The sequence below is a fragment of the Plantactinospora sp. DSM 117369 genome (assembly GCF_053764795.1).
In genome coordinates, this window is sequence record NZ_CM132446.1 from 669,107 (window position 1) to 689,427 (window position 20,321).

21 protein-coding genes and 1 pseudogene are annotated in these 20,321 nt (G+C 71.6%); 15 read left to right on the forward strand and 7 right to left on the reverse strand.

Features of this window, described 5'->3' with window-relative positions:
* Window positions 1-245 precede the first annotated feature (245 nt).
* The 5 genes from ACSMXO_RS03080 to ACSMXO_RS03100 all read left to right on the forward strand — a co-directional run bounded on the left by ACSMXO_RS03080 (window position 246) and on the right by ACSMXO_RS03100 (window position 3,836).
* Window positions 246-1,364, forward strand: coding sequence for an ICP22 family protein (locus ACSMXO_RS03080; RefSeq protein ID WP_346260948.1), 1,119 nt, complete (start codon window positions 246-248; stop codon window positions 1,362-1,364).
* Between the two features lie 147 nt (window positions 1,365-1,511).
* A complete protein-coding gene (locus tag ACSMXO_RS03085) occupies window positions 1,512-2,324 on the forward strand; it encodes an LmeA family phospholipid-binding protein (protein ID WP_455416629.1) in 813 nt (270 codons plus the stop codon).
* An 87-nt stretch (window positions 2,325-2,411) separates the two neighbouring features.
* Window positions 2,412-2,489: an Ms5788A family Cys-rich leader peptide gene (locus ACSMXO_RS03090; RefSeq protein WP_311202345.1), complete on the forward strand. Its 78-nt coding sequence runs from the start codon at window positions 2,412-2,414 to the stop codon at window positions 2,487-2,489.
* Between the two features lie 172 nt (window positions 2,490-2,661).
* Window positions 2,662-3,510, forward strand: coding sequence for a sulfurtransferase (locus ACSMXO_RS03095; RefSeq protein WP_346260950.1), 849 nt, complete (start codon window positions 2,662-2,664; stop codon window positions 3,508-3,510).
* Window positions 3,511-3,515: 5 nt separating this feature from the next.
* A complete protein-coding gene (locus ACSMXO_RS03100; RefSeq protein WP_455416630.1) occupies window positions 3,516-3,836 on the forward strand; it encodes a DUF1416 domain-containing protein in 321 nt (106 codons plus the stop codon).
* Between the two features lie 119 nt (window positions 3,837-3,955).
* Here ACSMXO_RS03100 and ACSMXO_RS03105 read toward each other — a convergent pair whose 3' ends face one another.
* The gene (locus tag ACSMXO_RS03105) at window positions 3,956-4,327 is read right to left on the reverse strand and encodes a DoxX family protein (protein ID WP_455416631.1); all 372 of its coding nucleotides are present in this window, start codon (window positions 4,325-4,327) and stop codon (window positions 3,956-3,958) included.
* Window positions 4,328-4,422: 95 nt separating this feature from the next.
* Here ACSMXO_RS03105 and ACSMXO_RS03110 point away from each other — a divergent pair, with 95 nt between their 5' ends.
* From ACSMXO_RS03110 to ACSMXO_RS03120, 3 genes are all read left to right on the forward strand, one after another.
* Window positions 4,423-5,016 carry a TetR/AcrR family transcriptional regulator gene (locus ACSMXO_RS03110; protein ID WP_455416632.1) on the forward strand — a complete coding sequence of 198 codons (594 nt, stop codon included), beginning with the start codon at window positions 4,423-4,425 and terminating at the stop codon, window positions 5,014-5,016.
* Window positions 5,017-5,086: 70 nt separating this feature from the next.
* Window positions 5,087-6,682, forward strand: coding sequence for an FAD-dependent monooxygenase (locus ACSMXO_RS03115; RefSeq protein WP_455416633.1), 1,596 nt, complete (start codon window positions 5,087-5,089; stop codon window positions 6,680-6,682).
* Between the two features lie 82 nt (window positions 6,683-6,764).
* Window positions 6,765-8,498, forward strand: coding sequence for an alpha-keto acid decarboxylase family protein (locus ACSMXO_RS03120; protein ID WP_455416634.1), 1,734 nt, complete (start codon window positions 6,765-6,767; stop codon window positions 8,496-8,498).
* Between the two features lie 175 nt (window positions 8,499-8,673).
* Here the strand turns inward: ACSMXO_RS03120 and ACSMXO_RS03125 are convergent, their stop codons facing one another.
* Both ACSMXO_RS03125 and ACSMXO_RS03130 read right to left on the reverse strand, forming a co-directional pair.
* Window positions 8,674-9,096 carry a hypothetical protein gene (locus ACSMXO_RS03125; RefSeq protein WP_455416635.1) on the reverse strand — a complete coding sequence of 141 codons (423 nt, stop codon included), beginning with the start codon at window positions 9,094-9,096 and terminating at the stop codon, window positions 8,674-8,676.
* Window positions 9,097-9,222: 126 nt separating this feature from the next.
* A complete protein-coding gene (locus ACSMXO_RS03130) occupies window positions 9,223-9,993 on the reverse strand; it encodes a hypothetical protein (protein WP_346260956.1) in 771 nt (256 codons plus the stop codon).
* A gap of 304 nt (window positions 9,994-10,297) precedes the next feature.
* Between ACSMXO_RS03130 and ACSMXO_RS03135 the strand changes: the two genes are divergently transcribed.
* The 3 genes and pseudogenes from ACSMXO_RS03135 to ACSMXO_RS03145 all read left to right on the forward strand — a co-directional run bounded on the left by ACSMXO_RS03135 (window position 10,298) and on the right by ACSMXO_RS03145 (window position 11,597).
* The gene (locus ACSMXO_RS03135; RefSeq protein WP_346260957.1) at window positions 10,298-10,735 is read left to right on the forward strand and encodes a hypothetical protein; all 438 of its coding nucleotides are present in this window, start codon (window positions 10,298-10,300) and stop codon (window positions 10,733-10,735) included.
* Window positions 10,736-10,817: 82 nt separating this feature from the next.
* A pseudogene (locus tag ACSMXO_RS03140) lies at window positions 10,818-10,889 on the forward strand (DUF2510 domain-containing protein); the annotation flags it as partial.
* 174 nt (window positions 10,890-11,063) lie between these two features.
* On the forward strand, window positions 11,064-11,597 hold the full coding sequence (locus ACSMXO_RS03145; RefSeq protein ID WP_455419458.1) for a hypothetical protein: 534 nt from the start codon (window positions 11,064-11,066) through the stop codon (window positions 11,595-11,597).
* Window positions 11,598-11,614: 17 nt separating this feature from the next.
* Here ACSMXO_RS03145 and ACSMXO_RS03150 read toward each other — a convergent pair whose 3' ends face one another.
* From ACSMXO_RS03150 to ACSMXO_RS03160, 3 genes are all read right to left on the reverse strand, one after another.
* Window positions 11,615-12,082, reverse strand: coding sequence for a nuclear transport factor 2 family protein (locus ACSMXO_RS03150; protein WP_455416636.1), 468 nt, complete (start codon window positions 12,080-12,082; stop codon window positions 11,615-11,617).
* A 43-nt stretch (window positions 12,083-12,125) separates the two neighbouring features.
* Window positions 12,126-12,896: a hypothetical protein gene (locus ACSMXO_RS03155; protein ID WP_455416637.1), complete on the reverse strand. Its 771-nt coding sequence runs from the start codon at window positions 12,894-12,896 to the stop codon at window positions 12,126-12,128.
* 178 nt (window positions 12,897-13,074) lie between these two features.
* Window positions 13,075-17,472, reverse strand: coding sequence for a S8 family serine peptidase (locus ACSMXO_RS03160; RefSeq protein ID WP_455416638.1), 4,398 nt, complete (start codon window positions 17,470-17,472; stop codon window positions 13,075-13,077).
* 316 nt (window positions 17,473-17,788) lie between these two features.
* Here ACSMXO_RS03160 and ACSMXO_RS03165 point away from each other — a divergent pair, with 316 nt between their 5' ends.
* Together ACSMXO_RS03165 and ACSMXO_RS03170 are read left to right on the forward strand one after the other, a co-directional pair.
* Window positions 17,789-18,262 (forward strand): winged helix-turn-helix domain-containing protein, encoded by a 474-nt coding sequence (locus ACSMXO_RS03165; protein ID WP_455416639.1) that lies wholly within the window; start codon window positions 17,789-17,791, stop codon window positions 18,260-18,262.
* 30 nt (window positions 18,263-18,292) lie between these two features.
* Window positions 18,293-19,159 carry a hypothetical protein gene (locus ACSMXO_RS03170; RefSeq protein ID WP_455416640.1) on the forward strand — a complete coding sequence of 289 codons (867 nt, stop codon included), beginning with the start codon at window positions 18,293-18,295 and terminating at the stop codon, window positions 19,157-19,159.
* 22 nt (window positions 19,160-19,181) lie between these two features.
* Here ACSMXO_RS03170 and ACSMXO_RS03175 read toward each other — a convergent pair whose 3' ends face one another.
* On the reverse strand, window positions 19,182-19,544 hold the full coding sequence (locus ACSMXO_RS03175; protein WP_318400063.1) for a DsrE family protein: 363 nt from the start codon (window positions 19,542-19,544) through the stop codon (window positions 19,182-19,184).
* 25 nt (window positions 19,545-19,569) lie between these two features.
* Between ACSMXO_RS03175 and mtfM the strand changes: the two genes are divergently transcribed.
* Together mtfM and ACSMXO_RS03185 are read left to right on the forward strand one after the other, a co-directional pair.
* On the forward strand, window positions 19,570-19,674 hold the full coding sequence (mtfM, locus tag ACSMXO_RS03180; protein WP_278065698.1) for a small membrane protein MtfM: 105 nt from the start codon (window positions 19,570-19,572) through the stop codon (window positions 19,672-19,674).
* Window positions 19,675-19,729: 55 nt separating this feature from the next.
* Complete coding sequence (locus ACSMXO_RS03185) at window positions 19,730-20,320, forward strand: FABP family protein (RefSeq protein WP_455416641.1); 591 nt, start codon at window positions 19,730-19,732, stop codon at window positions 20,318-20,320.
* Window position 20,321: the final 1 nt, after the last annotated feature.

Genomic DNA, 20,321 nt, shown 5'->3' on the forward strand with positions numbered 1-20,321 from the left:
CTGGGGCGCCGCGCGGTGGCCAGCGGCACTCGGGCGGGGACTCCGGGACCGCTGGGGGTTGGGGTCGTCCCGGCGTCACTGACGGGCAGGTAAGGCTCAACCTTATCGGAACTTCCGCCGGACGCTCTCACACGTTCGGTTCATCGGTTGTGTGATCGGTCATTACCGGCAGGTTTCCCGGATCGTGTTCCGGTTCGGGGACGTCGGGCCCGGCGCGTCGGTGGTCGGTCTGGCACGATCGGGGCGTGTACCCCTCGACGCCACCGGAGACCGGCCGCGATTCCTGGCCGGAGAACCGCCCCGGTCCGGCCGGCCCGCAGCGCGCCCCGGACCCGCGCGGTCGCCCCGCCGGGCCGGACGCCCGCAGCCCCTTCGACGCTCCGCGCGTGCCGGACGGTCCCCGGCACGGTGACGGAGGCAGGTCCGGCGACGGCCCCCGGAACCCGGACGGCCACCGCGCCGGCGGCCGGGTCACGGACGGCTCGCGCCCGGACGGCGAGGTGGACCCCGAGGAGCTCGACGGCGAGGAGGAACTGCCACCCGTACCGGTCCGCCGGCTGCTCTCGGTGGCGATCGCCGGCTTCGCCGGACTGCTCGGCGTCGGTCTGATCTTCGGGGCGCAGACCGCCGGGCCCGGTGCCCGGCTGCCGTTCGCCGTGGTCGTCTTCGGGGTGCAGCTCCTCTTCGTCCTCGCCTGGACCATGGCGATGCGCCCGCCGGCCCTGCTGCTGGTGGGCGGGGTCGCGGTGGCGGTCGCGGCCGCCGCCGACGCGGCCGCCGTGTTGCCGCAGATCGCCGCGCTCGCCCCCCTCGGGTACGTGGCCGCGGGCGGCTTCCTCGTCGGGGTGCTCGGGCAGCTCGTCCGTCGGGCGGACCGGGCCCGGGTGACCGAGTCGCTCGGCGCCACCCTGTTCATCGTGGTCGGCGTGGTCGCCTTCGGCACCCTGATCGTGCTCAGCCGGATCCCGAAGGGTACCCAGGCGATCTTCGTCTGCCTGACCGCGGCGGCGGTGGCGCTGACCGTCGCCCGGGTGACCGACGCGGTGCTGCCCTGGCCGCGCCTGGCCCCACAGGTGCCACGCGGCGCTGCCGGTGTGGTGATCGGGGCGATGCTCGGCACCCTCGCCGCGGGCATCCTCGGCAGCTACCTGGTGGCGTTCACCCCGACCAGCGGTGCGGTGGTCGGACTGGTCGCCGCGGCTGCGGCGGCCCTGGCCGACCTGGGGGTTGGCTACGGCGAGGCGGGTCGGCAGATGGCCGGCGAACCGCCGACGATGTGGGTCGCCCGGCACATGCAGGGACCACTCGGCGGCTTCGCGTTGGCCGCACCGGCCGCGTACGCGATGAGTGTCTTCTTCCTCTGAGCAGGGGGCGGCATCGGAGCGGAAGGGCGGCTCCCACCACCCGCCGGGGCGGCGTACCCCGACGGTTGGAGATGTGCCCGTTCGGGTAGATAGTGGTGCCGACGACGGCGGTAGGCGGGTGCGACGGCACCGGATCTGGGAGGCGGCGTGGCGGACAGCTATCCGGCAGACGGCGGGACGTACGGCGAACGGCCCCGTCGGCGCAGGGGGCGTCGCGCGCTCGTCATCCTGGTCATCCTGCTCCTGGTGCTGGCCGGGCTGCTGGTGGTGGCCGACCGGGTCGCCGCCGGGATCGCCGAGCGGGTCGTCGCGGACCAGATCGACCAGGAGATCTCCCGGCAGAACGTGCAGTCCGCCGCTCCCGAGGTGACGGTCGGCGGCTTCCCGTTCCTGACCCAGGTGCTCGGCGGCCGGTACGACTCGATCAAGGTCCTGCTCCGCGACGTGCAGGGGCCGGTGCAGGGCACCGACGCCGCGGTGAAGGTGCCGGAGCTGACCGTCGACGCCCGGGACGTGACGGCGTCGCTCGACACGCTCCGCTCCGGCCAGGGCGAGGTCACCGCGAAGACCGTCCAGGGCACCGGGACCGTCGCGTACGACAGCGTGGTGGCGCTGATCGACCGGCCGGGAGTCCAACTGCGGGAGCAGGACGGCAAGCTCGCCGTGACCGCGCCGGTCCGGGTGCCGATCCTGGAGCAGGAGCTGACCGTGCAGGGCACCGCGAACGTGACCGTCGACGGCGACGACATCGTGGTCACCTTCGACCGGCTCACCTCCGCCGACCTGCCGGACAATCCGGTGGTCCAGACCTTCGTCAACAACTTCGCCCGGCAGCTCTCGGTCCGGGTGCCGTTGCCGCCGTTGCCGTTCGCGCTGCAACTGCACGAGGTACGGCCGCTGCCGGACGGACTGGCTGTCACCGCCAGCGCCCGGGACGTGGCGCTGAGCGAGGTTAGCTGATCAGAGTGGTCAGATCCGGGGTCGCGCGATCCCGGATCGTGGTTGGTCCTGTGTGACGAGTCCGTAGCGCTGGTAGGCTCCCGGTTCATGGGGACGCTCCTCACCAAACGGCGCGCGGTCGACCTGTGCCGCGTGGCCACCTGCCTGTGTCGCCCCGTCATCTGACGGCGGGGCTGTTCTGCGTACCCTCTGAGTCCTTCCCTCACGCCCGGCAGCGGCGCCGTCGCACGTACCCGTGATCCCTACCTGTCCATGGGTCCCGCGCGTGAGATGCGACAACAACATCGGTCGACCTCCACGCGCAGGCTCACACAAATCCTCACCAAGGAGTGATCTGATGAGTCGCGACACCGCACTCGTCTCGGCCGACTGGGCCGAGAAGAACCTCGCCACTCCCGGCGTGGTCTTCGTCGAGGTCGACGAGGACACCACCGCCTACGACGGCGGGCACATCGCCGGTGCGATCAAGCTCGACTGGAAGACCGACCTCCAGGACCCGGTACGTCGGGACTTCGTGAACAAGGCGCAGTTCGAGGCGCTGCTCTCCGAGCGCGGCATCTCCAACGACGACGTCGTGGTGCTCTACGGCGGCAACAACAACTGGTTCGCCGCCTACGCGTACTGGTACTTCAAGCTCTACGGGCACCGCGACGTCAAGCTGCTCGACGGCGGCCGCAAGAAGTGGGAGCTGGACGCCCGTCCGCTGGTCACCGACACCGTCTCTCGCCCCGCCACGCAGTACACCGCGCAGGAGCCGGACCTGTCGATCCGGGCCTTCCGCGACGAGGCGGTCGCCGCGATCGGCAGCAAGAACCTGGTCGACGTGCGCTCCCCCGACGAGTACGCCGGCCGGCTGCTCGCCCCGGCGCACCTGCCGCAGGAGCAGGCGCAGCGGGCCGGGCACATTCCGACCGCGATCAGCGTGCCGTGGTCGAAGGCGGCCAACGAGGACGGCACCTTCAAGTCCGACGACGAACTGCGCAAGATCTACGGCGAGGCGGGGCTGGACGGCAGCAAGGACACCATCGCCTACTGCCGGATCGGCGAGCGCTCCTCGCACACCTGGTTCGTGCTCAAGGAGCTGCTCGGGCACCAGAACGTGAAGAACTACGACGGATCCTGGACCGAGTACGGCTCGCTGGTGGGCGTGCCGGTGGCGCTCGGCGACGAGCCGGGGGAGGCGTGAGCACCATGACCGCTCCGATCGCCGCCGGCTGCGCGGCGCCCGACCAGGCGGCTCCGCTGCCGGCGAGCCTGGACCTGGAGAAGGAAACCGTCATCACCGGGGTCGTCAGCGCCGAGAACGGCGAGGCCGTTCCCGGGGCGTACGTCCGGCTGCTCGACTCCACCGGCGAGTTCACCGCCGAGGTGGTCACCTCGCCGGCCGGGCAGTTCCGGTTCTTCGCCGCACCGGGCACCTGGACGCTGCGGGCGCTCTCCCGGCACGGCAACGGCGACCTCTCGGTCACCGCCGGCCGGGGCATCAACGAGGTGGCCGTCACGGTCGCCTGATTCCCCGCACCACCTCTGGCGGTACGCAAGGGTCCCCCGATCTGCTCCGATCGGCGGGACCCTTTCGTATGTCCGGGACAGGTCCGGTCCACCGGGCGCCGATCTGGGAGGACCCTTCCTCAAGCCTCGATTCCCCAGGTCAACTGGGCCGTGGTGAGCACTACCACCGCCAGCCCCAGGATCACCGGCCCCAGGACGTGGCTCCGGTGGCGGGGGTTGCGGTGGTCGCCGGCCCGGACGTGGTAGGCGAGGGCGCCGACGAGCAACAGCGTCAGGCCGGTCCCGGCCGCGACGCCGAGCGGTGTGTACCAGATGCCGACGGCGAGCCCGAGTGCGGCGGCGATCTCCAGCGCACCGATCAACCGGGTCAGGCTGGCGCCGGCGCCGAGCCGCCGTAGATTTCCGGTGACAGCCTCCGCTAGTACCACTTTGGACAAACCGGCGGCGAGGAAGACAGCAGCGAGAAGAGTGCTGAGTACGGACACGAGCACAATGACCTCCTCGGACGTGTAAAACGAACGCTCCTTCACAGTTGTTCAGAGTGCGGCTGTTGTCAAGAACGAATGTTCGTTCTAAGGTCGGTAACATGGTGCGACCCGCGCAGCAGCGCTCCGACGAACGGACCCGACAGATTCTCGACGCCGCCCGCCGCCGCTTCACCGACAACGGTTTCCACGCCACCTCGATGCAGGACCTGCTGCTGGAGGCGGACCTCTCGGCGGGGGCGGTCTACCGGTACTTCAAGGGCAAGGACGAGATCATCGCCGCGATCACCTCGGAGGCCCTCGGGGAGGTCGCCGCGATGTTCGATCGGATCGACGCCGAACGGCCGCCGCCGCTGGAGTCCATCGTGGATCTCGTGCTCGACACCGGCCGCTCGCCGCTGGACACCGCGCCGGAATCGGCCCGGCTGCTGGTGCAGATCTGGTCGGAGGCCCTGCGCTCGCCCTCGCTCGCGGTGCACGTACGCACCGTCTACACGGAGGCGCAGCGGATCCTCGCCCGGTTCGTCGCCCAGCACCAGCAGCAGGGACTGATGTCCGCCGATGTATCCGCCGAGCATGTCGCCCAGGCGCTGATCGCCTTCGTCGACGGCTTCATGGTGCGCCGGGCGGTGACGGGCGACGTCGATCCCGCCGCCTTCCGCAACGGCCTACGTGCCCTCTTCGCCACTGCCTGACCCCTTTGCCGACGATCCGCGGAACGCCCGCGGGTCTGAAAAGGACGAGCGCTCGTTTCAGGAGGATCCGATGGCCACTGACGACGTTCTCATCGTGGGTGCCGGCCCGACCGGCCTGATGCTGGCCATCCAGCTCGCCCGGCACGGGGTCAGGCCGCGGGTCGTCGACGCCGGCCCGAGCACCAACCGGGAGAGCCGGGCGGTCGCGGTCGTGGCCAGGTCGCTGGAGATCCTCGACGATCTCGACCTCGCGCACGAGGCGATAGGCCTCGGCCAGCCGCTGCACGGCATCCACTTCTATCGTGGCGCCCGGACCCTGGCGGACATGGACCTGACCGTGGTCGACTCCCCCTTTCCGATGGACCTGTGCATACCGCAGTGGCAGACGGTCGACCTGCTGCGCCGACGCGCGACCGACCTCGGGGTCGAGGTCGAGTGGGAGACCGCCCTCACCGCGTTCGAGGCCGGGGCGGACGACGTCGCGGTGGAGTTCGGCACCGGGAAGCGGTCCAGCACCCGATGGCTGGTCGGCTGCGACGGCTCGCACAGCACGGTACGCAGGCTGGCCGGCATCGACTGGCAGCGGCAGGATCTCGACCGGGGCTTCATCCTGGGCGACGTCCGGGCCGGCTGGGACCTGCCCCGGGACCGGTTCCATGCGATCTTCGGGCCGGGCGGTGTCGTCGCGGTGTTCCCGATGCCGCAGGACGGGGTCTGGCGGGTGCTGGCCAGCACCTCCGAGGGGCTTCCGCCGGAGCGGCCGGGGCTGGGGGACTTCGCCGCCCGGATCGGTGCCGAAACGTCGCTCTCCACCCGGATCTCCGATCTACAGTGGGCGTCGTCGTTCGCCGCCCGGGAGGGACTGGCCGGAACGTTCCGCAGCGGTCGCGTGCTGCTGGCGGGAGACGCGGCCCACAGCCACAGTCCGATCGGTGGCCAGGGCATGAATGTCGGCATACAGGACGCCTACAACCTCGGGTGGAAGCTGGCCATGGTGGCCACCGGCGGTGCGGGTGACTTTCTGTTGGACAGTTACCAGACCGAGCGCAGGCCGGTGGCCAGGGCAGTTGTCGAGACCACCTCGACCGCCACCCGGCTCGCCACCCTGCGGCCCCGGATGGCTCGGTGGGCGCGGGGCAAGGCGCTGCGCATCGTCGGCGGCCTCGACGCCGTCCAGCGCAGATTCGCCCAGGCCATCGCGGAGCACCAGGTCAGCTACCACGAGAGTCCGACCGTCGGGGAGCGGTGGGCAGAGGCGCCGCCGACCATCTGGAGCGGCTACGACAACAGCGGACCGGCCGCCGGTGAGCTGGCGCCCGACGCCTACCTGGAGACCGACCACGGACCTGTCGCGCTGCGGCACCGCTACCGCGACCCCGGCCACCACCTGGTGCTGTTCGCCGGAGACACCACCGACCGGAGTGCCCTGGCGAGTTGGCGGGCCGCCGCCGGCCAGGCGATGCGAGGGCGCGGCTCGGTACACCTGGTCACCCGTAGCCGCCAGGGCTTCCTCACCGATCCGCGGAGCGAGGCGCACAACCGGTACGGCGTACGCCGGCCGAGCGTCTACCTGCTGCGCCCGGACAAGTACGTCGGTTTCCGGACCGACACCGTCGACTTCGGCCTGGTCGACGGCTACTTCCGCCGGCTGACCCGGACGTCGTAGCCGGCCGAGGTGTGCGACGGGCGGGAACGGGAACCCGCACCCGGTGGTGGGAAACGGGCTGAAACGGTCGATGGGGGACGTCATGCCGGAGTACGCGACCGAAACCACGACCGTGGGCGAGTTTCTGCTCTGCCGGCTGCACGACCTCGGCGTACGGCACATCTTCGGGCTGCCCGGCGACTACACCATGGAGTTCCTCGACCAGGTCGAGGCGTTTCCGGGAATCGAGTGGGTCGGAAGCTGCAACGAGGTGAACGCGGCGTACGCCGCCGACGGGTACGCCCGGCTGGCCGGCATCGCGGCGATCGTCACCACCTTCGGCCCCGGCGAGCTGTCCGTGGTCAACGGCCTGGCCGGCGCGATGGCCGAGTCGGTGCCGATCGTCTCGATCGTCGGCGGCCCGACGACGGAGATCATGGACCGGCGGGCCGCCATGCACCACTCCCTCGGGGACGGCGACTTCGACCGGTGGGTCCGGGTCGCCCGGGAGGTGACGGTCGCCCAGGCCACCCTGACCGCCGGCAACGCCACCGTCGAGATCGACCGTGTGCTGCGGGAGTGCTGGACCCAGCAACGTCCGGTCTACCTGCGGCTGCCCGGGGACGTCGCCCGGCAGCCGGTCCCGAAGCCGCCCCGGCGGTTCGACCGGCCGGCACCGGTCAACGCCCCCGAGCAGCTCGACGCGTTCGATGCCGCCGCACAGCGGCTGCTGAACGGTGCCACCTGCCCGGCCCTGCTGGTCGGCAACCTGGCCGTCCGGTACGGCCTCGGCGCCGAGATCGCCGCGCTGCTCGCCGACCGGCACTGGCCGGCTGCCACCCAGGGCCTCGGCCGGGGGCTGCTCGACGAGACCGGCCCGAACTACGTCGGCGTCTACAACGGCGGGGACAGCGTCGAGCCGGTGCGGCGGATCATCGAGGAGGCCGACGTGCTGGTCTGCGTCGGTACCAAGTTCTTCGACTGGGACGGGCTGTTCACCGCCGACCTGGATCCGGCCCGGATCATCTCGATCGGCCGGCGGGCGAGTTCGGTGGGCGGCCGGCTCTTCGCACCGGTCGCCCCGGCCGCCGCGCTGGCCCGACTGCACACCATCGGGCCGGTCCGCGCCGTCGACTGGGCGACCGCGGCCGACCCGGGCCGGCTGCCGGCAGCCCGGCTCGACCCGGCCAGCAACGCGCCGGTCACCCAGGCCCGGCTCTGGCCGGCGATCTCGGCGATCCTCGCCGAGGGCGACATCGTGGTGCCGGAGACCGGTACCCCGTCGTTCGGGGTCGCGTCGATCCGGCTGCCGAGGAGCGCGGTCTGCGTGCAGGCGCCGCTGTGGGGGGCGATCGGGTACGCCGTACCGGCCGCGTTCGGGGCGGCGACGGCGGCACCGGAGCGGCGGGTCGTGCTGATCACCGGGGACGGTTCGCTGCAACTGACCGCCCAGGAGATCAGCCGGATGATCGCCACCGGTCAGCGACCGCTCATCTTCGTGCTGAACAACGCCGGCTACACGGTGGAGCGGGCAATCGACGGGCGGCACCAGCCGTACAACGACATCGACAACTGGCGGTACACCGACCTACCAGGCGTCTTCAGCCGACAGGTCGCGGTCGACTCGCACCTGGTCGGCACCGAGGGGGAGTTGGCCCGGGTACTGGCCGGGCTGGGCGGCGTACCGGATCGGCCGACCGTGGTCGAGGTCATCCTCGACCGGCTGGACCTGCCGGCCGGGATGCCGCAGTGGGGCCGGGAGACGACGGCGGTCGACTACCAGACGACGTTGGGCGAGGAACCCCGGCTCTCCTGGCGCGGCCCGCCCGACCAATGACCCCGATCACTCCGGCACGTGCACCCGGCACCCCGTACGAGTTCACCGCCATCGCGGAGGCGCTGTCGTCGCGTACGACGACGACCACCGACGGGCCTACGCCGAGCGAGCCGACGCAGCCGGAAGCAACGTGACGGGGGCGGGCAGGGGGTGGCGACGGCACGCGCTATCGGCCTCAGCCTCGGTTCGCGTTCGTGACTCCGGAGAGCGCCACCACGAGGGTCCAGTCCGAGCTGCCTCCCCGATTCGGGTCGGCGGCATCGACGGGAAAGTCCGGGCTGGCGGCGTTGACCGCCCCCGGGCCCTCCTCGGCTTCAATGGTGATCCACCGTCCGTCCTGTAGCCGGAAGGTGTACTGGCCGAAAGCCGTCGTGTCGACCTCGTCGAGAAGCCCGAACTCAGGGTGTTCGATCAGCTCCACCGTCGCCGACCGATAGTCCCAGTTGGTGCCCAGGCCGTTGGCGAAGACCAGGTCGTATCCGGGCGACACGACGCCGTGGCAGAAGGCGAATCGGTCCTGCCGGCCGACCTTCAACGACTGGTCGAGGTTGTACCAACCCGGGTCCCACAGCGCGAGGAGGGTCAGGTCGCTACTCACGCCCTGACTGTAGGGCTGGCTGTCATCAGCACGCCGGGCGGATGACAGCCGGGCCAGGACCGCCGACGGGCTCATGCCGAGGGATCCCGGCATGAGCCCGTCGTTCCAGGCGCCGGCAACGGTTCGTTACGGCAACTGCCGCAGGGACTCGATGGCCACCGCACGGCTGGTGTTCGCGTACGAGGCGGCTTCGACGGCTGCCGGATCGATCGGGCCCAACTGCCACTCGCCGAGCCAGTACTGCTCCAACTGCGTCGCGGTATGCGGGCCGTAGACGGTGCAGGTGTAGGAGCGGATCAGCGGGACCGCGTTCGGCTCCGGATAGGAGTACTGGCAGCTCGGCGCGAGCTTGTCCACGATCTTCTGCAACGCCGCCCGGTACTGGGTACGCAGGTTCGTCGTGCCGAAGCCGGCCCGGGCCCGGGCCACCATCGCGATCGGGAAGAGCGTGACGACTGCGTACCCGACATCGTCGATCGCCTTCTTGCCGGCGACCGCGTCCAGATAGCTGCTGGCCCGCACCGCGTCGTGGGTGACGTCCTGGGCCCAGTCCTCCAACGTCTCCTCGGCGAAGTTGTTGATGTCCTCGAACTCGATGACGGCGGCGGTGGCGTCGTCGCGGATGTCGGCCACGGCGATGGCGTCGAGGTGGGCGATCACCGCCGACTCGGCCTGGTTGAGCGCGTTGATGACGTCCTGGGTCATCGCGGCCAGGTCCTCGGCCGACACGTCGCCGTCGCCGACCCGGCCGAGCAGGTTGAGAGCGAGGTCGAGCATGTCGATCAGCGAGGTGTTGGTGCCGTCCGGGTTGGCGTGCGCCGGCTGGGTGGTCCCGGGCAGCACGACGGCGAGCGCGAGGGCCGTCGCGGCGATCCCGCGCAGCAGTCTGGCTTTCATACGTTGTCTCCTCTCACCCCTTGTGCCGTGAGGCTGGCGGACCGCACTGGATCCCTACTGGAGACTCACTGGACCGGCCGCTGGTCTGGTGCCGGGCGCGGCCCGGCCGGGATGACGGTCGGGGAGGCGACCAGCCGGATCATCGGCAGCTCTACGGGGCGGGCGGCCACCACCCCGGCGGCGGTGGCCGCGACCGGTACGACCCTGCGAGAATCGACCTGCCGCGATCGCCGCCAGTTCGCGGCGTCGTGTACTCCACTCCGAACGGGTGGGAAGGACGCACATGGCAGGGACAAGCTGGCGAGTGAGCCTGACGATCAGCCCGGTCGCGATCCTTCCGACGTCCGCCCTCGCGGTGCTCGGCCTCGCGCTCGGCGGATTCGATTTCGACGACGGCTTCTGGGGTTGGGCGACGCCGCTCCTCGCCGGCTACCTGGTCAACGCCGGGCTGGACTGGCTGGGCACCGTCACCGGATACTCCGGTTGGCTCTCGGGGCGGCCCGGCGTCTGGACAAAGCTCCGCTGGTTGTTGACCGGTGTGCTGGTCAACATGCTGCTGCTCGCCCTGCTTCCGTGGTTCGCCGGCCTCTTCGGGGTGGACATCTCGACCGGCGGGCTCGGCACGCTCCTGCTGGCGGCGGCGATACTCGGCGCCTGCTTCTATCTCGGTTCGCGCTTCGAGGACATGTCGTTCTACTTCGAGAAGGGCGCACCCGACCGGCCCGAATCCGACGAGCCGTAGCCAGCCGGAGTACCGGCCGAGGATCGCACCCCGGCCGCCGTATTAGGCTCGCCCGGTCGGAGACCTTTGGGGGGAGGACGGTATGCGACCGGGGTGGTATCCCGATCCGTCCGGCCGGTACCCGTTGCGGTGGTTCGACGGAACACGGTGGACGCCGCAGGCGCTCGACGGCTGGCAGCGACCGGTCGTCGACCCGCTGCCGGCGGTGGCCGAGACCGCCTCCGCAGCAGGTTCGCCGCCAGCAGTGTCCGGTACGCCGTCGGCAACGCCAGGTGCGCCGACGGCTTTGCCGGGTACGCCGTCGGCAACGCCAGGTGCGCCGCCGGCTTTGCCAGGTGCGGTTCCGGCGCCGCCGTCCGTGGCGGTGCCCACCCCGGCCGACCAGGGGCGGTGGCTGTTCTGGCTGGCGTGGCGCGTCCTGCTGCTCGCCGTCGCCCTCGGCCTGCTGCTGGCCGGCTTCTTCGTGCTGCCGTGGGGTCACATCCTCCGCCCCGGGATGCCGGTGACAACAGTCCACTACCTCGACTTCGCGGACTGGATCGACGCGGCCGATCTGGAGGCCAGCGGATGGCAGCGCGCGTACGCACAGGGACTGGGGCTGGTGCACGCACTCGTCGCGCTCGTCGCCACCGCCGTGACGATCGCGGTGAGCCGGCCCGGCAGGTACGCCCCCTGGGGCGGCGTCCTGCAGTTGCTGCTCTTCGCGTCGATGATCGCCGTCCACTTCGGCTCACCGTTCGCCGACATCGAGGGCGTACATCCCGCAGGTGCGGGGCTGGCGGTCTTCGGCGGCATCTTCGCGCTCTTCGTCGCCTGCCCCGGCTTCGGGACAAAGCCCACAACGCCGCCCCCGGCACGCTAGCCGGGCGCCGCTCACGCTCAGAGGCCGAGGTCGCTCAACCCGGGGTGGTCGTCGGGGCGGCGTCCGAGCGGCCAGTGGTACTTCCGCTCCGACTCGGCTATCGGCAGGTCGTTGATGCTGGCCAGCCGGACCCGCATCAGCCCGTTCTCGTCGAACTCCCAGTTCTCGTTGCCGTACGACCGGAACCAGTTCCCCGAGTCGTCGTGGCACTCGTACGCGAACCGCACGGCGATCCGGTTGCCCTCGGTCGCCCAGAGCTCCTTGATCAGGCGGTACTCCAGCTCCTTGGCCCACTTGCGGCGCAGGAACGCGATGATCTCGTCCCGCCCGTGGATGAACTCGGCCCGGTTGCGCCACCGGGAGTCCGGGGTGTAGGCCAGCGCCACCTTCTCCGGATCCCGACCGTTCCAGGCATCCTCGGCCAGTCGCACCTTCTGGATCGCGGTCTCGGTGCTGAACGGGGGCACCGGAGGACGTGTCGCCATGATCCCATCCTAGGCAGACGTCGGTTGCCCGTGCTTCTTCCGGCTATCCGGGCGTCAGGCACCAGTAGCCGTACGGGTTGCGGTAGAGGTCGTCCGGGTCGTAACGGGCGCAGTCCCGGCTGCCGAGCATCCAGTACGGGGCATCGGCGGCGAGCGCGAACGTCTCGCCGTCGCGGATCTGGCCGGCCCGGGGCTCGGTCAGCAGGTAGCGGGCCAGCGCGTCGAGCAGGCGTACCTGTGCGTCGATCTCGGCAGCCCCGGTCGGCTGCCCGGCGCGCAGTTCGACGTCCGGGGCGCCGAGCAGGTGCATCCCACAGCTGTAGACCGCGACGCCGTCGGTGATCGGCCGCTTGACCCAGGCCCGGTGCAGCACCACCGCCAGGGTCGGGTCGTCGGTCGCGGCGGCGGCCCGGTCGGCCAGGTCGAGCCAGCGGTCCCGGCCGTGCGCCAAGCCGCTGCTCTCGTTGCGTACCGCCGTGGCGCCGGCCCGGAGCAGCGCGGCGGTCAACGCCAGCATCCGCCGCGACACCTCCAGCGCGGTCTGCCGGGTGGCCGGCGGCGACAGCAGGTACGCCACCGTGTCGTGCTCCCTGACCGCCCGCCGGTCGGCGTCGGTGAAACTCGGGCTGGTCAGCGAGGACCGGAACGAGGCGACCATCCGCGGGTCGGGTTCCGGCCGGGAGTATTCGGCGTCGAGGGTGCAGTCCGGGCCACCGATCTCGGCCGCGAGCCGAGCCACGACGTCGAGGTCCAATCCCGCGCCGAGCACGCAGAGCACGTGCTGCGGTGGCGCGGATCCGGCCTCGTCGATCACGCCCGGCAGGCTACCAACGGGTACCGCGCCGCTGTCAACGTGCCCGACGCAGCGGACCGGCCGGACCCGGTACCGGACCGGCGCCCGACGGCAAGGGCGGTGCCCGCCGCCCCCGGACGGGGACGGCGGGCACCGCCGCTCGGCAGTCACCGCCGGGTCAGCACCCGGCCGCCGCCGGTCAGATCCCGCCCAGCCGGGCCGGACACGGGTTCACCGGTTCCAGGGTGAAGTCGAGCGTGCTGACCAGGCTGGCCTGGATCTGCTGCCGCTTCACCTGCGGCACCCAGCCGTCCTTGGCGGCGATGACGTCGTACCGGCCCTTCGGCAGCCACCACGAGTACGTCCCCTTGTCCACCGTGGAGAGGGTGTACCCGGTGGATGGATCGCCGACCAGGTTGACCCGGACCGTCGCCGCCAGCGACACCTCGGCGCCGCCGCAGGTCCGGCCGACGACCGTACCCTGGATCTTGCCCCAGGTGCCCGGCGGGGAGACGTTCATCTCCACCCCGATCACCGGTACCGGATACGGGCTGTCCGTCACCAGGCCGAGTTCGGCGGTGTAGGTGCCGGGCTGGGCGACCCCGGCCGCCGCGGTGGCGGCCAGGGTGACCGTGACGTTCCGGGACGCCCCGGCGGCCAGGGTGAAGCTGGCCGGCGCGGTGCTCAGCCAGGACGCCTCGCCCGCCTCCAGACAGGCTTCCAGCCCGCCGAGCCGCTCGGTCTCGGCCGACCCGACGAACGAACTCGGCGAACCACCCACCTTGTACGCGCCGCAGACGCCGGCGCCCCGATAGCGGGCGAACTGCGCGTTCGGCAGGTTCACCCAGGCACCGGCCACCGGGTCGTACCCGATCGTCCGGTTGGTCAGCGTGGTCGAGGCCGCGGTGGCGCCACCGGCCAGCACCAGCATGCCGCCGGCCGCCGCGTACTGCGAGCCCCAGAGGTCGAGCGGCATGTCCGGCAGCGAGTCCCAGGCGTCGGTGGCCGGGTCGTAGACGTAGCCGTTCTTGTACTCCACCGCGCCGACGCCACCGGCACAGTAGACCTTGCCGCCGATGCCGCCGCAGGACATCCAGGAGGAACCCTGCGGATAGTCGGCGACGGTGTCGAACGTGCCGGCGAGCGGGTCGAAGACCGTCACGTCCGGGGTGTCGACGGCGCACTCGTTGTCGCCGCAGCCGCCGATGACGTAGAGCTTGCCGCCACTGGTCGCGAACGCGGCTGCCGCCCGGGGTGCCGGGTTGGTCACTCCGGGCAGGGTGCTCCAGGTCCCGGTCGCCGGGTTGAACATGTCGACCGTGGCCACCGGGGCGGCACCGTCGCCCCAGCCGCCGATCGCGTAGATCCGGCCGTTCAGCGCGGCGACCGCCGGCTTCGACCGCGCGGTCGGCATGTCCGGCAGCGCCGTCCAGACGTTGGTCGCCGGGTCGTAGACCCAGGTCTTGCGCTCGTTGCCGGTGCCGGCACCGCCACCGATCGAGTAGACCTTGCCGTCCAGGGTCACCGCCGAGTTGTCGTAGATCGACGCCGGGAGGTTCGCCACCCGGGTCCACGCCTCGTCGACCAGCGGTGCGGCGGCGGCGGTACCGGTGCCGGGCCCGTACGCGGTCCCGGTGCGGCTCTGGCTCAGCCCCTTCATCTTGTGTTCCACCAGCTCGGCGCCCTTCGCCGAGAGCTGGCTGAACTGGGCCGCCCGCTCCATCGTCTGCACGGTGGCCGGCGCGTTGCCGGTGTTCGTCACCGTCAGTGTGACGTTCCGGGTGCTGCCGTACGGCTGGTGCAGTTCCAGGGCGTTCGAGGTGACCGTCAGCCGGGCCGCCTTGAGCGCGAAGTCAGCCCGCCGGGTGGCGTCCGCCGGTACCGTCACCTGCTTGGTGAACCCCCGGTACGGCGACAGGCTGGCGGTGAACGGCTGCGCCCCGGTCAGCCCGGAGTAGAGCCAGTAGAAGCCGTCCGGGATGTTCGGGTCGTCCGGCGTCGCCGCCGAGACGCCCTTGTCGGCCGGCTGGTTGTCGCTGACCACCGTCACGCCGTTGAGCGGGCCGCCGGTGTTGGCGTCGGTGGTGAAGCCGGCGACCAGGCCGCCCGGCTTCGGGGTGCAGGTCCGGTTGACGAACTGGACATTGTCCACCTGCCACCACCAGGCGAAGGTGCCGTTGAACCGGAACCGCACCCGGGTGTTGGCCGCACCGGCCGCCGGGTCCAGCGGTACCTCCTCGACCCGTGGGCCACGCCGGCTGACCGTCTGGTGCCAGACGTTGGTCCAGGTCGTACCGCCGTCGGTGGAGACGTCGACGTCGGCGGTGTCGCTGATCCCGACCGCCCGCCAGTCGCTGTTGAAGCGCAGCAGTGGCGCGCCCGTCGCCGAGAAGTCCAGCGCCGGGGTGACCAGGTCGGTGTCCTGGGTGTTGCCGGTGCCGAGGTGGTCACTGTCGACGATCGCGAAGTTGCCGGTGCCGCCGGTCAGGTTGGTCCGGCCAGCCGGGTCGTCGAACGCCCAGCCGCCCTTGTCGGTCCGGTTCACCACCGACCAGCCGGCCGGGGCCGAGGTGCCGTCGAAGCTCTCCGTCAGCAGCGGGTCGCTGACCCCGGCCGCGTAGCCGGCGGCGGTGCAGGCCGGCAGCACGGTGGCGCTGATGTCGACGGTCTTCGAGCCGGTGCCGACCGCCACCTCGGTGCTGACCGGCCGGTAGCCGGGGTAGACGACCGTGGTGTCGAGCCGGTAGGTGGCGCTGCCGGGGACGGTGAACGAGTAGGCGCCGGTCACCGGGTTGGTGTAGACCGGGCCGCCGGGTCGGCCGGAGACCTCGATCTTCGCGTACAGCGGCCAGCCGTGCCCGGAGCCGTCGGTGACCTTGCCGGCGACGGTGACCATCCGGGCCGTGCCGAGGGCGAAGTTCTGGGTGACCGCCTCGCCCCGGGCCACGGTCACGGTGGCGGAGCCGGGGTTGAAGCCGTACCCGCTGGCGGTCAGTTCGTGGGTGCCGACCGGCAGTACCAGCGCGTACCGGCCGTCCGCGTCGGTGACCGTGTTGAACTCGCCGGTACGCACCTCGGCGCCCGCGACCGGCTCCCCGGTGCCGGCGTTGGTGACGGTCCCGGTGACCCGGCCGGAGTCGCCGCGCGGCGCCGCCTCGACCGCCTGGTACGCGTTGAGCCGGCCCTCGCCGAAGGTGTTGTTGTCGTCGAGGGTGCCGCCGCAGGTGAGCGCGTTGACGTCGGTGGCGGTGTCGTCGAGCAGCCGTTCGGTGGCCGGGATGTTGCCCTTCAACCCGGGCGCGGCCGACCAGATCAGCGCGACGGTGGCGGAGACGTGCGGTGCCGCCATCGAGGTGCCGCTGCCCGTGCCGTAGCCGTTGCTGGGCAGGCTGGACCGGACGTTGCTGCCCGGCGCGGCGATGTTCGGCTTGACCGATCCGTCGATGCTGGACGCGCCCCGGCCGGAGAAGCTGGAGACGTTGTTGTTGCTGTCGTAGGACCCGGCCGCGTAGGTCAGGGGGTAGTCGCCGGGGTTCTCGGTGGTGTTGCAGCCCGGCCCGTCGTTGCCGGCGGAGAAGCTGGGGAAGATGCCGGCGGCCCGCCAGGAGACCACGGTCTGCTTGTACCACTCGTCGTTGCGGCCGCCGCCCCAGGAGTTGTTGACGATGTCCGGGGCCAGGTCGGGCCGGGCGTTCTGCCCGTTCAGGTCGGTCGGGGCGAGCACCCACTGGCCGGCGGCGAGCAGGGAGGCGTCGGTGCAGTCGTTGGTCTCGCAGCCCTTGGCGGCGATCCACCGGGCCCCGGGCGCCACCCCGATCTGGTTGCCGGCACCGTCGTCGCCGACCATGGTGCCCATGGTGTGCGTACCGTGGCCGTTGTTGTCGCACGGCGCCGGGCTGGCGCAGACCCCGGCCGGGTCGAACCAGTTGTAGTTGTGGTCGAAGCCGCCGCCGGTGTTGCCCCGGTAGGAGTTCCGCAGCGCCGGGTGGTCGAACTGCACCCCGCTGTCGATGTTGGCGACGACCACGTCCTCGCCCCGGGTGTCGAACTCGGACCAGACCCGGGGTGCCTCGATGTTGTCGAGGTTCCACTCGACCGCGTTGGTACCGGTGCCGGTGGTGGCGCGGAACGGCTCGGGCTTGATCAGTTCGTAGGTACGACTCGGTTCGATGCTCTGCACGTCGTCCCGGGCCGCGATCGCGTCGAGCAGGGCGCGGTCACCCTCCACCCGCAACACGTTGGCGATCCAGTACGACCGGTACGTCGCGCCGCGCTTGTCCAGTTCGGCGCGGAGGTCGCGCTGGCTGCGCTCTGCGGTGGCGGTGAGCGTCCGGTAGACCGCGGTGGCCCGGTCGTCGGAGTCGGCCAGCTTCGCCGCTCCGCTCAGCTCGGCGCGTTCTCGCAGGTAGACGGTGAACGTGGTGCTGCCTTCGGCGGCGAGTTCGGCGAGCAGTTCCCGGTTCACCTCCGCCTCGGGACCGGCCGCCGTGGCGATCGCGGGCTGTGCGGTGACGCCGAGCAGCACGGCGGCCGCGGCGGCCACCAGGCGCCAGCGTCTCGGCCTTCGGGCCCAGCTCCGTCCGGAACGATCCGGCATGGTTCCTCCCCCACTGTTCGGCGTCCCGAGCCATCCCGGGAGCCAGTTCCCCCAGCTCCGGGCTGCCCGGTGCTGCCGCGCGCGCGTGGGTCCGACGTTTGCTTACGGACAGCGCCCCCCACATCGGCTTGGAGTAATGCTCTTGCTCCCCGGGGTGGTGATCAATGCCCGATGTCGGCCAGTATCTAGGCAGTAACTAGGCGTATCTCGGTCAGGAGTGAGCCGAATGCCTTACATCGGTTAGCGTCGCTGTTGACTCGCCCGGTCAAACCCGTTTGGCTAGGGTCCGCAGCCGACGGGGGAGGAGTGGAGCGAGGTGGCAAGCGGAGAAGTCCCGCTCGTCGTGTGCGTGTCGACGGACGTTGCGGTGCGGGAACGGGTGGTTCGACGACTCGACGACTTCGGTACGGTCGTGATCTGTTCGGACCTGTCCGAGTTGCGGGCAATGTTGTTTCCGATGGTTGGCAACGCGACGGATTCCGAACCAGGGCCGGTGAGCCTCGGTGACCTGTCCGTCGACCCGGGCGGCCACCTGGTCACCTGGCGAGGCGAGCCACTGGCGCTGACCCGGCTGGAACGGGAACTGCTGGCCCGGCTGGCCAGCGCGCCGCTCGGGGTGTGGACGTACGAGCGGCTGTTCGCGTCGGTCTGGGGCGGCGCCTACCTCGGCGACACCGCCATCCTGCACTCCGCGGTGAAGCGGCTGCGCCGCAAGCTGCGCGACGTCGAGGGCGGGCCGCAGGTGCAGACCGTACGCGGCGTCGGCTACCGGCTCGCCCCTGGACAGTGACCGGGGAGCCACCGTGCCACCATGTCGGGCGTGAGCATCGACGCCCCGACATCGGCCTGGCCCGGTCAGCCGGCCCCTCCGGCCCCGCCCCGGCGGCGGCGCTGGCTGCTCGCCGGCCTGGTGGGCTGGGGCGCGCTGCTGCTGGTGCTCACCCTCGTCTCGGTCTACGGCGACGAGCCGACAGTGAAAGAGCAGCGCACGATCGAGCAGGCCGAACCGGTGCTGGATCGGGCGCTCGGTGAGCTCGTCGCGGCAGCCGGCCCGGACGTCGCCGTCGAGATCGCCGGACGACCGGTACGTGACGACTGCGAACTCACCGTCGTCCGGGACGGCGCGTCGCTGGACGCGGCGGTCGTCGTGCACGCCCCGGACGCGGAGGTACCCGCACTGCTGGACCGGATCGCGGACCGGCTGCCGGCGGCGTACCGGGCCGGGGTCCGGCACAGTGCCGACGGGAGCACCCACGCGCTGCGCGCCGACGCGGGCGAGTTCGTGGCGATCGAGGGCGGTCAGGCCGGCCCGGGGATGGTCGAACTGACCGTCCGGACCGGCTGCCGACCGGTCTCCGGCGACCCGGACGGCCCGGCCGTTCCGCCGCTGCCGCCGGCCGAGCCGGATCCGCTCCGGGTGCTCGGTGCACTCGGCGCGGCCGAGCCGACCCCGGTCGAGCTGGTCGCCGCGCGCTGCCCGGGGCAGGGCACCACGTGGACCGCACGCGCCACCGGCCGGGGCGTGCCGGCCGGTCTACCGAGCGCCGCGCTGCCCCGGCCGGCCGGCGCCGTCGTGGTCGCCGACACCCCCGAGCTGTACGCGTACCGCAGCGGCCCGGTGAGCGTGGTGGTCGAGAGCGGCGACGGCCGGATCCGGGTCGCCGTGAGCAGCGGCTGCGCCCGGTGACCGGGGCCGTCCGTGGCCCGGGCTAATAGACCAGCGCCTGGGCGCCGTCCGCCATCGCCTCCTCGACGAAGACCGCCGCCCCGGCGATGCGTACCCCGGGCAGGACGTCGGACTCGCCGATCTCGCGGCGGGCGGCGCACTGGGTGCAGACGGTGACCCGGCCGCTGCTCAGGATCACGTGCAGCAGCTCGGCCAGCGGCGCGGAGTGCGGCAGCTCGAACTCCTCGGCCCGGCCGGGCAGCGCGAACCAGCTCGACTCACCGGTCAGCCAGAGCGACACGTCGACGCCGGAGGCGACCGCGGTCGCGGCGACGGTGAACGCCTGGGCGCAGCGCTCCGGCGAATCCGAACCGGCGGTGGCCTTGACGACCAGGGTACGAGCCATGCCGCCAGCATAGGATCTACCCGTCATGGTTACCGAGATTGGGTTCGTCAGCCTGCTGGTCGCGGGTTTCGGCGCGCTCGCCGGTTACCTGGTGTATCTGGCAGTGAGAATTTCGAGAGGACGTTGGTGAGTGCGAGGAGTGAGCCGGGTTTGCGAGCCCCGCAGTCACGAGCGGAAGGGACACTGTGAGTAACCCGATTGAGCCGCCGCCCTGGCTGAACGCGCCGCCGGTCGACCCGTACCCGTACGAGGAGACGTACGACCTGCGCAAGGGGCCGGACCTGCACCCGGCGCTGCTCGGCCTGCTGCCGTACGTCGGGCTCTGGCGCGGGCGCGGGCGGGGCGGGTTCCCCAGCATCGAGGACTTCGACTACGCCCAGGAGATCCGGATCACCCACGACGGGCGGCCGTTCCTCTACTACGAGTCGCGGGCCTGGATCCTGGACGAGCAGAGCCGGCCGGTCCGGCCCGCCGGTCGTGAGGTCGGCTGGTGGCGGGCCGTACTCGACGCCGACGGCAAGGGCACCGACGAGCTGGAGGTCCTGCTCACCACCCCGACCGGGATCATGGAGCTGCACCTCGGCAAGGTCACCGGCACCCGGGTCGAGATCGCCACCGACGCGGTGGTGCGCTCCGCCACCGCCAAGGAGGTCACCGCCGGCCACCGGCTCTTCGGCATCGTGGAGGGGGCGCTGCTCTACGCCCAGGAGATGGCCGCGGTCGGGCACCCGCTCTCCCCGCACCTCTCCGCCCGGCTGATCCGGGTCGGCGGCTGAC